This is a genomic window from Burkholderia sp. AU4i, assembly GCF_000466765.1.
Lineage (GTDB): Bacteria > Pseudomonadota > Gammaproteobacteria > Burkholderiales > Burkholderiaceae > Burkholderia > Burkholderia cepacia.
This window is the reverse complement of record NZ_ASSI01000215.1, coordinates 41,813-53,309: the sequence shown is the minus strand read 5'-3', so window position 1 is coordinate 53,309 and position 11,497 is coordinate 41,813. Positions and strand designations below refer to the sequence as shown.

General features: G+C 70.1%; 10 protein-coding genes. 9 read left to right on the top strand and 1 reads right to left on the bottom strand.

Annotation, left to right across the window (positions count from 1 at the left end; genetic code table 11):
* The 5 genes from xylB to L810_RS36795 all read left to right on the top strand — a co-directional run.
* The coding region (gene xylB / locus L810_RS36815; RefSeq protein WP_257009022.1) for a xylulokinase at positions 1–1,400 on the top strand (1,400 nt) is incomplete at its 5' end.
* A gap of 115 nt (positions 1,401–1,515) precedes the next feature.
* On the top strand, positions 1,516–2,544 hold the full coding sequence (xylF, locus tag L810_RS36810) for a D-xylose ABC transporter substrate-binding protein (RefSeq protein ID WP_021163238.1): 1,029 nt from the start codon (positions 1,516–1,518) through the stop codon (positions 2,542–2,544).
* Between the two features lie 60 nt (positions 2,545–2,604).
* A complete protein-coding gene (xylG, locus tag L810_RS36805) occupies positions 2,605–4,164 on the top strand; it encodes a D-xylose ABC transporter ATP-binding protein (RefSeq protein ID WP_021163237.1) in 1,560 nt (519 codons plus the stop codon).
* Positions 4,161–5,396 (top strand): sugar ABC transporter permease, encoded by a 1,236-nt coding sequence (locus tag L810_RS36800; protein WP_021163236.1) that lies wholly within the window; start codon positions 4,161–4,163, stop codon positions 5,394–5,396. The genes xylG and L810_RS36800 overlap by 4 nt, the downstream gene beginning before the upstream one ends.
* Positions 5,397–5,434: 38 nt before the next feature.
* Entirely contained in the window at positions 5,435–5,764 is a 330-nt protein-coding gene (locus tag L810_RS36795) for a hypothetical protein (RefSeq protein ID WP_021163235.1), read from the top strand.
* 189 nt (positions 5,765–5,953) lie between these two features.
* On the opposite strand, the gene L810_RS36790 is transcribed toward L810_RS36795, so the two are convergent.
* Positions 5,954–6,910 (bottom strand): mannuronate-specific alginate lyase, encoded by a 957-nt coding sequence (locus L810_RS36790; protein ID WP_021163233.1) that lies wholly within the window; start codon positions 6,908–6,910, stop codon positions 5,954–5,956.
* A gap of 193 nt (positions 6,911–7,103) precedes the next feature.
* Here L810_RS36790 and L810_RS36785 point away from each other — a divergent pair, with 193 nt between their 5' ends.
* The 4 genes from L810_RS36785 (at position 7,104) to L810_RS36770 (ending at position 11,495) form a co-directional block, all read left to right on the top strand.
* Positions 7,104–8,603 (top strand): sensor histidine kinase, encoded by a 1,500-nt coding sequence (locus L810_RS36785; protein WP_021163232.1) that lies wholly within the window; start codon positions 7,104–7,106, stop codon positions 8,601–8,603.
* The gene (locus L810_RS36780; protein ID WP_021163231.1) at positions 8,585–9,970 is read left to right on the top strand and encodes a sigma-54-dependent transcriptional regulator; all 1,386 of its coding nucleotides are present in this window, start codon (positions 8,585–8,587) and stop codon (positions 9,968–9,970) included. The genes L810_RS36785 and L810_RS36780 overlap by 19 nt, the downstream gene beginning before the upstream one ends.
* 168 nt (positions 9,971–10,138) lie before the next feature.
* Entirely contained in the window at positions 10,139–10,909 is a 771-nt protein-coding gene (locus tag L810_RS36775) for a hypothetical protein (RefSeq protein ID WP_021163230.1), read from the top strand.
* Between the two features lie 40 nt (positions 10,910–10,949).
* A complete protein-coding gene (locus L810_RS36770; protein WP_021163229.1) occupies positions 10,950–11,495 on the top strand; it encodes a hypothetical protein in 546 nt (181 codons plus the stop codon).
* Positions 11,496–11,497: the final 2 nt, after the last annotated feature.

Below are 11,497 nucleotides of genomic sequence, written 5' to 3'. Positions count from 1 at the left end.
CGAAGAAGAGGCTGCGCCACCCGGACAGGTGGATCAGCAGGCCGCCGATCAGCGGGCCCGACGCCATCGCGATGCCGCCGCAGCCCATCCACAGGCTGATTGCCGATGCGCGCGCGGCCGGCATCGATCCGCGCACCATCGATGCGCTCGGCCTGACCGGGCAGATGCACGGCGCGACGCTGCTCGATGCGCGCGGCGACGTGCTGCGCCCCGCGATCCTGTGGAACGACGGCCGCGCGGATGCGGAGTGCGCGGAACTCGAGCGGCTCGCGCCCACGCTGCGCGCCGTCGCCGGCAATCTCGCGATGCCGGGTTTTACCGCGCCGAAGCTGCTGTGGGTGCGCCGGCACGAGCCGGACGTATTCGCGCGGATCGCCCATGTGCTGCTGCCGAAGGATTATCTGCGTTACCGGTTGACCGGCGCGTTCGCGACCGATCCGTCGGATGCGGCCGGCACGCTGTGGCTCGATGTCGCGAAGCGCGATTACGACGACACGCTGCTCGCCGCATGCGGGTTGTCGCGCGCGCAGATGCCCGCCGTGTTCGAGGGCAACCGCATCACCGGCACGCTGCTGCCGGCCGTCGCACGTGCGCTCGGGTTGCGCGAGATCCCGGTCGTCGCGGGCGGCGGCGACAACGCGGCCGGCGCGGTGGGTGTCGGCATCGTGCGGCCCGGCGACGCACTGTTGTCGCTCGGTACGTCGGGCGTCTACTTCGCGGTGTCGGACGGTTTCCGCGCGAATCCCGAATCGGCGGTTCACAGTTTCTGTCACGCGTTGCCGCGCACCTGGCACCTGATGTCGGTGATGCTGAACGCGGCCGGCTGCGTCGATTTCACCGCGCAACTGGCTGGCTACGACGGCGTTGCCGCGCTGCTCGCCGACGCGGAAGCGAACGCACGCGCGGAGCGCCCGTGGTTCCTGCCTTACCTGAGCGGCGAGCGCACGCCGCACAACGACGTGAATGCGAAGGGCGTGTTCTACGGGATGACGCCCGATACGCGGCGCGCGGATCTCGCGAACGCGACGCTCGAAGGCGTCGGCTTCGCGCTGCTCGACGGGATCGACGCGCTGCATGCGGCCGGGCTCGCGCCAGACAGCATCACGGTGATCGGCGGCGGCTCGCGCAGCGCGTACTGGACGCAGATGCTGGCCGACCTGAGCGGCCGCGCGCTGACCTTGCGCGCGGGCGGCGAAGTCGGCCCGGCGCTCGGCGCCGCGCGGCTCGCGCATCTCGCGCTCGAACCGGATGCGCCGCTCGACGCGGTGTGCCCGCAGCCGCCCGTCGTCGCGGTACGGGAGCCCGACATGGCACGCCACGCGTGGTATCGCGACGCGCGGCGGCCGACGTTTCGCGCGCTGTATCGGGCGCTCGAACCGGTGTTTGCGACAGGCGCGTGACGGGCGCGTGACACGCCGCACGAAGCCGTGCCGCGCGGTGGCAAGACGATGGGCGACCGGCTTCGGCGGCTGCCCGGCGTTCGTGGAGTAGTCCAATAAAGAGAGGAATGGAGACATGAAATCCGTGAAACGTCGTACGGTATTGAGCTCGCTTGCCGGCGCCGCTGCGCTGGCGATCCTGACACTGGGCGCACCGCTCGCGCATGCGAGCAAGGACAAGCCTGAAATCGGCTTCTGCATCGACGACCTGCGCGTCGAGCGCTGGTCGCGCGACCGCGACTATTTCGTGGCGGCCGCGACGAAGCTCGGCGCGAAGGTGTCCGTGCAGTCCGCGGACGCGAGCGAGGAGCGGCAGATCTCGCAGATCGAGAACCTGATCTCGCGCGGCGTGGACGTGATCGTGATCGTCCCGTTCAACTCGAAGACGCTCGGCAACGTGGTCGCCGAAGCGCGCAAGGCCGGCATCAAGGTGGTGTCGTACGACCGGCTGATCCTCGACGCCGACGTCGATGCCTACATCTCGTTCGACAACGAGAAGGTCGGCGAACTGCAGGCGCAGGGCGTCGTCGACGCGAAGCCGAAGGGCAACTATTTCCTGCTCGGCGGCGCGCCGACCGACAACAACGCGAAGATGCTGCGCGAAGGGCAGCTGAAGGTGCTGAAGCCGGCGATCGATCGCGGCGACATCAAGGTCGTCGGCCAGCAGTGGGTGCCGGAGTGGAGCGCGTCGACCGCGCTGCGGATCGTCGAGGATGCGCTGACCGCGAACAACAACAAGATCGACGCGATCGTCGCGTCGAACGACGGCACCGCCGGCGGCGCGATCCAGGCGCTCGCCGCGCAGCACCTGGCCGGCAAGGTGCCGGTGTCCGGGCAGGATGCGGATCTCGCGGCGGTCAAGCGCGTGATCGCCGGCACGCAGACGATGACCGTCTACAAGCCGCTCAAGCTGATCGCGAGCGAAGCGGCGAAACTCGCGGTGGATCTCGCGAAGGGCACGAAACCGGCGTTCAACGCGCAATACGACAACGGCAAGAAGAAGGTCGACACGGTGCTGCTGCAGCCGACGCTGTTGACCAAGCGCAACGTCGACGTCGTCGTGAAGGACGGCTTCTATACCCAGGCGCAGCTGGCGAGCCAGTAACGGCGCGGCGCGCGGGCGGCCCACCGGTGCGTCCGCGCGCACACTGCGAGGCATGAGCGAATGACCGAACCCTTGCTGACGATGCGCGGCATCGTCAAGGAATTCGACGGCGTGAAAGCGCTCGACGGCATCGACCTGGTGGTGCGGCCCGGCGAGTGCGTGGGGCTGTGCGGCGAGAACGGCGCGGGCAAATCGACGCTGATGAAAGTGTTGTCGGGCGTGTATCCGCACGGCACGTGGGAGGGCGAGATCCGCTGGGAGGGCGCGCCGCTCGTCGCGTCCGGCGTGCGCGACACCGAGCGCGCGGGCATCGTGATCATCCACCAGGAACTGATGCTCGTGCCCGAGCTGTCGGTGGCCGAGAACATCTTTCTCGGCAACGAGATCACGCTGCCGGGCGGGCGCATGAACTATGCGGCGATGGTGCAGCGTGCCGAGGCGCTGCTGCACGAACTGCGGATCGACTCCATCAACGTCGCGCAGCCGGTGATGAACTACGGCGGCGGCCACCAGCAGCTGATCGAGATCGCGAAGGCGCTGAACAAGCGCGCGAAGCTGCTGATCCTCGACGAACCGTCGTCGTCGCTGAGCGCGTCCGAAACGCGCATCCTGCTCGACATCGTGCGCGACCTGAAGGGCCGCGGCGTCGCGTGCGTGTACATCTCGCACAAGCTCGACGAGGTCGAGGCGGTGTGCGACACGGTGACGGTGATCCGCGACGGCCGCCATGTCGCGACCGAGCCGATGCGCGCGCTGACGACCGACCGGATCATCGCGATGATGGTCGGCCGCGAGATTCGCGACTTGTACCCGCGCGAGCCGCACGAGATCGGCGACGTCGTGCTGGAAGCGCGCCACGTGACCTGCCGCGACGTGACGAACCCGCGCCGCAAGCGGGTGGACGACGTGTCGTTCAGCGTGCGGCGCGGCGAGATCCTCGGCGTCGCCGGGCTCGTCGGCGCGGGGCGGACCGAGCTGATGCAGGCGATCTTCGGCGCGTATCCGGGCGCGAGCACGGCGACCGTGCTGATGAACGGCCGGCCGCTGTCGATCCGCACGCCCGCCGATGCGATTCGCGCCGGCATCGCGATGGTGCCCGAGGACCGCAAGCGCCACGGCATCGTGCCGCAGCTCGGTGTCGGCCACAACATCACGCTGACGGTGCTGCGGCGCTTCGCGGCGCGCGGCCGGATCGACGCGGCCGCCGAGCTGGACGCGATCCGCACCGAGATGCAGCGGCTGTCGGTGCGTGCCGCGCATCCGTTCCTGCCGATCGCGAGCCTGTCCGGCGGCAACCAGCAGAAGGCCGTGCTCGCGAAGATGCTGCTGGCCGAGCCGCAGGTGCTGATTCTCGACGAGCCGACACGCGGCGTCGACGTGGGCGCGAAAGCGGAGATCTACCGCCTCGTGTTCGCGCTCGCGAAGCGCGGCGTCGCGCTGATCGTCGTGTCGTCGGAAATGCCCGAGGTGCTCGGGCTCGCCGATCGCGTGCTGGTGATCGGCGAAGGCGAGCTGCGCGGCGACTTCGTCAACGACGGCCTGACACAGGAACAGATCCTCGGCGCCGCGCTGAAATCCGGCCGGCGGCCGACCGAACCCATTGCAGCGAGTGCGACATGAATTCCGAACTTTCTTCCTCCACCCCGGCGACGCAGGACGCGGATGCGCGCCGTTCAAGCGGCCACGAAGCAGGGCAACCGGCCGGGCGCTCGACCGGCAGCCAGCTTCGCCAGGTCTTCGTGCGCTACAAGATCCTCGCGCTGCTGCTCGCGGTCGCGGCGATCTGGGCATTCTTCTCGGTGCTGACCGACGGCGCGTTCGTCACGCCGCGCAACGTGTCGAACCTGCTGCGGCAGATGTCGATCACAGGGATGCTCGCGTGCGGGATGGTGTTCGTGATCATCGCGGGCGAGATCGACCTGTCGGTCGGCTCGCTGCTCGGGCTGCTCGGCGGCGTCGCGGCGATCCTCGACGTGAACCGCCACTGGCCCGTCGCCGCGACGGTCCCGGCGGTGCTCGCGCTCGGCGTGCTGATCGGGCTCTTCAACGGCTGGTGGTCGACCTACCGGCGCGTGCCGTCGTTCATCGTCGGGCTCGGCGGGATGCTTGCGTTTCGCGGGATCCTGCTCGGCGTGACGGGCGGCTCGACGATCGCTCCGGTGTCCGACGGCTTCGTGTTCCTCGGGCAGGGCTACCTGCCGCGCGTGGCCGGCGACGGCCTCGCGCTGCTGCTGTTCGCGCTCGTCGCGCTGCTGGTCGTGCGCCAGCGCGGCACGCGGCGCCGCTACCGGCTCGCGGTCGCGCCGCTGTGGCAGGACGCCGTCAAGATCGTCGGCGCGGGGGCCGTGCTGTTCGCGTTCGTCGCGACGCTCGACCGCTACGGCGGCATCCCGGTGCCGGTGCTGTTGCTGCTCGCGCTGCTCGGCGTGTTCTCGTGGATCGCGACGCAGACCGTGTTCGGCCGGCGCATTTATGCGGTGGGCTCGAATCTCGAGGCGACGCGGCTGTCCGGCGTCGACACCGACCGCGTGAAGCTCGCGATCTTCGCGCTGATGGGCCTGATGTGCGCGTTCGCCGGCATCGTGAACACCGCGCGGCTCGCGGCCGGTTCGCCGTCGGCGGGCACGATGGGCGAACTCGACGCGATCGCCGCGTGCTTCATCGGCGGCACGTCGATGCGCGGCGGCTCGGGCACCGTGTACGGCGCACTGATCGGCGCGCTCGTGATGGCGAGCCTCGACAACGGGATGTCGATGCTCGACGTCGACGCGTACTGGCAGATGATCGTCAAGGGCGCGGTGCTGGTGCTGGCGGTGTGGATCGACGTGGTGTCGCGGTCGAACCGGCGGTGAGGCGTCGCGCGCTGGCCGCCCGTCAACGAGAGGTGGACATGAAACGGAACACGGTACCGATGCGCGGGATCTCCATGCTGACGGCGTCGCCGCTCGCGGCGCCGGCCGTCGAATACGATCGCGGGGCCGCGCTCGGCCTCGGCGATCCGCGCGACCGCCGGATCATCGCGGATGCGCTGCGCACGCTGTTGCGCGAGCGCTCGGAAGCGCTCGCGTTCGCGATGCGCGTGGCGGACGAGCATGATCGTCCGCGGCCGGACGCGAACGATTTCGCGCTGACCGACATCATCCGGCTCGCGCGCATCGTCGAGCGCGCGGAGCGCTACGGCGATGCGATGAACGAGCCCGTTCCGGGCGCTGCACGCTGATATGTGAATGGCCTGGCCTGGCCGGCGCGCCGTTTGTGCGAGGTTGCGCGAGGTTGCGCGTTGACCGAATAATTTCGTACTGGAAATCGGTTGAAGCGGGCGTCGACACGATCCGTGATCATGGCCCGGCTCGCTTCGCCGTCGCGGCGGTTCGCGGCGGCGAGACCTCCCGAACGCGCGCGGCGACCGTTACGGCAGCGGTGCACCCCACACCGCGCTCACGTCGCCGCCGAGCCGCCATTCGCTGAACGGGCGGCGCGGCGCGATGATCGCCGGCAGGCGGCGATCGTGAAAACGTGCGTAGTACGGCTCGACCCAGCTCAGCTCGTCGCGGAACGTCCACGGAAACAGGTCCTGCCTGACCGGCGTGATCGTCCTGAAACTGTCGGGATTTTCCACCGCGTCGATCACGAGGTTGGCGAGGCGGCCGATCGCGCCGCCGTTTTCGCGGTACAGGTCGATCTTGCGCCGTTGCACGAGTTCCGCCGCGAATACGAGCGGCAGCAGCGCGAAGGTGTGATAGTGCAGCGCGCGGTTGCCGCGCTTGACTTCGCGCGCGAGCGAACCGTCGGCGCCGATGTCGCGGATGCCTTCGCGTACCCGCAGCAGGCCGGAATCGATCAGGCTCGCGTTGTCGGTCACGGTGCCGATGGCGATCAGGTCGAGGCCCGCCCAGTACACGAGGTTGTTGTGCAGGTGGTTGATCGCTTCCGAATCGCGCGTGGCGATCGCGATGCGTTCGAGCCACGGGTCGATTGCGTTGAACTGCGCGCGGTTCGCTTCGCGCATGCCGCGCGGCATGCGCAGGATCACCATCGCGAAGTCGGTGCCGGCCCACGAACGCTCGTCATACCCTTGATAACCGGTGATCTTGCCCATCAGCGCATCCGCTTGCGCCCAGCTGTCGAGCAGGGTCAGCGCGCACGACCAGTCGGCGTGTTCCGCCGCCGCGTTCAGCTTCGCGATGAAATCGCGCATCGGCTTCACGTCGCGCGCATAACCGGTCGGGTCGTCGTAGTAGCCGGGCGGATCGATCGTCCGCACCGGCGCGGGCACGTCGCATGCGCGGCTGGCGGACGCGGCGCCGAGCAGCGCGCCGACGGTGAACAACGCGACCGATAGCCTTCGGAAAGAAATGGCGCGCATGCGGTCCTCGAGGGGGCGGGTTGGGGGCGTCGAGCCGGAGGCAGTCTAGCGGTTCGATCTTTCAGCGGCCTTTCCCGATCGCGGCCGCTGCCCTTCGGCGCGATGTCCTGCCCGATCCGGCAGGCCGGCGGCGCGGGTCCCGGCGTCGTATGCTTTACGTTATCCTGTCGCCCTCGACCGCCTGCCCGATCCGATGAAGCGTCCGCCGTTTTCCACTCAACTCGTCATGCTCTGGGCGCTCGTCGCGACGCTCTGCGCGACGCTCGTCGCGGTCGTCTGGGTGATGGCCAGTTCCGCCGAAGGGCAGCAGATCGCCGGCGCGCGGGCCGCCGGTGAAGCGGCCTGCGAAGCGGTCGCGTCGCGCTACGATGCGTCCGCCGCGCAGGCCGGCGCGCAGCCCGATTCGGCGCTGATGCATGCGATCCTCGATATCGTCCTGGCGCGCGCGCCGGACATGGAAGGCGGTTTCTGGACGGCCGGCGGCGCACCCGCGGCGGGCGGTTTTCTTGCGTATTCCTTTCCGACTTATCAAGGCAGCGGCATCAAGCGCGACGTGCCGGACGCGGAAACGCCGCTGATTCTCCGCACGCTGCGCGCGGCCGCCGCGACGCGTGCCACGGCGTCGAATGCGGTCGAGGGCGCGCAGGATGCCGTGATCGCGGCGGCGTGTCCGGTCCGCGCCGGGTCGGGCCTGTTCGTCTGGATGCTGACGCGCGCCCGCCCGCCGCTCGGCCGGCACGGCGAGCTGCTGGCGACGGGCCTTGCGGGCGTGCTCGCGGTGATTCTCGCGATCGCGGCGGCGCTCGCCATCGCGCTGCGGCGCTGGAAAGGCAATCTCGCGCGGATCGAAGCCGGGTTGGCGCCCGACGGCCGCGCGCCGCAGCTGCCGTATGTCGGCGAGCCCGATCTCGACCGGATCATCGATGCGTTCAACGCGCATGCGCGGCGCACCGAGCAACTGCAACAGCAGGCCGCCGAACTCCGCACGCGGCTCGCGCAGGCGGAACGCTTCGGGATGCTCGGCAAACTGGCCGCGCAGGTCGCGCACGAGATTCGCAACCCGATGGGCGCGATGCGGCTGAAAGCCGAAAACGCGCTGGCCGGCGACAGCCGACGGCAGCAGGACGCGCTGCGCGTGATCCTGGCGCAGATCGAACGCATCGATGCGCAACTGTCGGGCCTGCTCGCGCTGACGCAGCCGGTCAGCCCGCATGCGACGCGCGTCGACGTCGACGCGTGGCTCGCGCAGGTCGTCGACACGCACCGCGAGCTCGCGCAGCGGCAGGCGATCGATCTCGCATGGCTGCCCGGCGAGCAGGGCGAACGCCTTGCGCAGCCCGCCGCGTTCCCCATGTTCGATCCCGACCAGATGCGTCGCGCGCTCGACAATCTGTTGCTCAATGCACTGCGCCATGCCGGCGACGGCGGTGCGGTCACGCTCGCCGCCGCGCGTCGCACGTTCGCCGGACGCGACTGGCTGCGGATCACCGTGTCGGATACCGGCCCCGGGGTTCCCGCCGAACAGCGCGAGCGGATTTTCGAGCCGTTCGTGACGGGGCGGGCGGACGGCACCGGCCTCGGTCTTGCCGTCGTCCGCGAAGTGGCCGCGGCGCATGGCGGCCAGGCCTGGCTCGACGACGTTCCGCACGGCGCATCCTTCGTCATTGAAATCCCATGGCAACCATCCTCATAGTCGACGACGACGCGGCATTTCGCGACGGCCTGGCCGAGACGCTCGCCGATCTCGGTCATCGGGTCGTCGAAGCCGGAGCGGGGCGCGCGGCGTTGAGCGCGCTGCGCGACGGCGGCCGCGTCGACTGCATCTTTCTGGATTTCCGCTTGCCGGACCTGGACGGGCTCGCGGTGCTCGCGCAGCTGCGCGACGATCCGGCGCTGGCCGCGATCCCCGTCGTGATGCTGACCGCCCATGCAACCAGCGACAACACGATCGACGCGATGCGGCTCGGCGCGTTCGATCACCTGACCAAGCCGATCGGGCGTCGCGACATCTCGCAACTGCTCGCGCGCATCGTTTCCGCGAACGCGCCGCCGGCGGCCGTCGAGCCGCACGATGGCGGGTTTGCGCGCGAACCCGCATCGGCCCGCCCCCGGCTGCTGGGCGTGAGCGCCGCGATGCGCGACGTGCAGAAGCAGATCGGCCGGGCCGCGACGAGCGACGCGACCGTGCTCGTCACCGGCGAGACGGGCACCGGCAAGGAAGTGGCGGCGCGCGTGCTGCATGCCGCGTCGATGCGGCATGCCGGGCCGTTCGTCGCGGTCAACTGCGCGGCGATTCCGGCCGACCTGCTCGAAAGCGAACTGTTCGGGCATCGACGCGGCGCGTTTACGGGGGCGCACGTCGATCGCGCCGGGCGGCTCGTCGAGGCCGACGGCGGCACGCTGTTTCTCGACGAGATCGGCGACATGCCCACCGCCATGCAGGCCAAGCTGTTGCGCGCGCTGCAGGAGCGCGAGGTGACGCCGCTCGGTGCGGATCGTCCGACGGCGATCGACATCCGGGTGGTGGCCGCGACGCACCGCGATCTCGCCGAGGCCGTCGCGAACGGCACGTTTCGCGAAGACTTGTTCTACCGGCTGAACGTGATTCCGCTGCACCTGCCGCCGCTCGCGGATCGCGTGGCCGACATCCTGCCGCTGGCCGCGCATTTCCTGGCATGCGCGGCAGGCGCGCGCCCGTTGCACCTGACGAACGACGCACAGCGGGCGTTGCTCGATCATCGCTGGCCGGGCAACGTGCGTGAGCTGCGCAACGTGATGGAGCGGGCGGCCGCGCTGGCGCCCGGGCCCGCCATCGGCGCGGCCGATCTCGGGCTCGGCGTCGTGCCGGGGCTTGCGTCCGGCGGCGACACGCTCGCGCTGCCTGCGCCGCTGTTCGACATGCCGTTGCCCGACGCGCTGGCGGCGGTCGAGCGCGCCGCGATCCTGCGCGCGCTCGAGCGCGCGAACGGCAATCGCGCGGAGGCGGCACGGCAGCTCGGCATCGGCCGTCAGTCGCTCTATGCGCGCATGGCCCATCTGGGTATCGAGCGCGACGACTAGCGGCGCCATGACGCCTGTCGGGATTCCCGACAACGGCGGGTAAAACGTGTCGGGAATCCCGACACGTGTTGCGCGGTTCATCGTTCTATACGCGGCCCGGCGGGCACATGCGTGCTGGCACGCGTGTTGCAGATATCACGGCATCGCAACCCGTTGCCGGAGCCCGCCATGAAGTCGACCCCACGCGCCGCGCGTTCGCGGCCACCGCGCCGCGTCGCCGTTCGCCGCAGCTGTGCCGGACTGTGTGCCGCCGCGCTGATCGCCGCGGCGACCGCCTGCGCCGCGCAGATTCCACTCCCGCCGCGTGCGGACGAACCGCCCGGTGCGCCGCCGCGCGCCGGTTTCGAACCGGCTTCTCTTCCGCCTCCGCCGCAGTCGCCCGTCGCCTCCGACACACTCGTGTCCGGCACGCTTTCGCGCCTGACGATCAACCCGGAAGGCGCGGTCGACGGTTTCGTGCTGACCGACGGGACGCTCGTCGGCGTGCCGCCGCATCTCGGCACGCAGCTGATCGCGCTCGCGCGGCCGGGCGACCGGGTAACGGTGGCCGGCGAACGTCGCGTCGGCGACGACATCCACGCGCGCGTCGTGCGCAACGACCGCAGCGGCGCATCGTTGTCCGACCAGCCGCCGCCCCCCACCGCACCGATGCCGCCCGCGTTGCGCGGCGTCAATCTGGCCCGCCTCAGCGTGTCGGGTGTCGTGCGGCGCGTCACGCGCGCACCACGCGGCGAGCCGGACGGCGTGATGCTCGACAGCGGCGCGATCGTCAAGCTGACCGTGCCGGCGGCGCAGCAGTTCGGCGCGCTGCTCGTACCCGGCACGCGCGTTGCCGCGGTCGGATACGGCACGCGCAATGCCTACGGCGAAGCGCTGCAGGCCACCGCATTCGGCTCGCCGGGCCGCGTCGTGAATCTTTATGACGACGTCGTGCGCTGATCGCGTGTCGTCTTCCTGCCATCCCACAAGGAGTCCTGCCATGCACTGGATCGATCCCGCCTGCCTGCCCGAAACGCGCGGCCGCGTCACACAGTTCCTGCTCAACCCGCACGGGGACATCGACGGCCTGATCCTGAACGGCGACCTGCAGGTTCACGTGCCGCCGCACCTGGGCCGCGAGCTGGTTCGCCATGTCGAGGTGGGCGACCGCATCCGCGTGCGCGGCGTCAAGTCGCGCGGCGCCGCGATGATCGTGGCGGTGCAGCTGACCGGGCGCCACGGCGTCGACATCGTCGACAACGGGCCCGTGCCCGGTGCGCCGAAGCCGCCGCATGGCGGCCGCAAGCTGATGGAGATGAGCGGCGAAGTCGCGTTCGCGCTGCACGGCCCGAAAGGCGAGCTGAACGGCGCGTTGCTGACGAACGGTGTCGTGCTGCGGATGCCGCCGCATGCGGCAGCCGAGCTGAGCGACTATCTGCGCGCCGGTATCCACGTCATGGCGTGGGGGCAAGGCGTCGTCACGCGGTACGGCGCGGTGCTCGAAGTGAGCGAGATCGCCGAGCTCGTCGATGTGGACGACGAATGACT

Excerpts from the sequence above, each read along its gene's own strand:
- xylF (WP_021163238.1), top strand. The coding sequence starts at position 1,516 with ATGAAATCCGTGAAACGTCGTACGGTATTGAGCTCGCTTGCCGGCGCC.
- xylG (WP_021163237.1), top strand. The coding sequence starts at position 2,605 with ATGACCGAACCCTTGCTGACGATGCGCGGCATCGTCAAGGAATTCGAC.
- L810_RS36800 (WP_021163236.1), top strand. The coding sequence starts at position 4,161 with ATGAATTCCGAACTTTCTTCCTCCACCCCGGCGACGCAGGACGCGGAT.
- L810_RS36795 (WP_021163235.1), top strand. The coding sequence starts at position 5,435 with ATGAAACGGAACACGGTACCGATGCGCGGGATCTCCATGCTGACGGCG.
- L810_RS36790 (WP_021163233.1), bottom strand. The coding sequence starts at position 6,910 with ATGCGCGCCATTTCTTTCCGAAGGCTATCGGTCGCGTTGTTCACCGTC.
- L810_RS36785 (WP_021163232.1), top strand. The coding sequence starts at position 7,104 with ATGAAGCGTCCGCCGTTTTCCACTCAACTCGTCATGCTCTGGGCGCTC.
- L810_RS36780 (WP_021163231.1), top strand. The coding sequence starts at position 8,585 with ATGGCAACCATCCTCATAGTCGACGACGACGCGGCATTTCGCGACGGC.
- L810_RS36775 (WP_021163230.1), top strand. The coding sequence starts at position 10,139 with ATGAAGTCGACCCCACGCGCCGCGCGTTCGCGGCCACCGCGCCGCGTC.
- L810_RS36770 (WP_021163229.1), top strand. The coding sequence starts at position 10,950 with ATGCACTGGATCGATCCCGCCTGCCTGCCCGAAACGCGCGGCCGCGTC.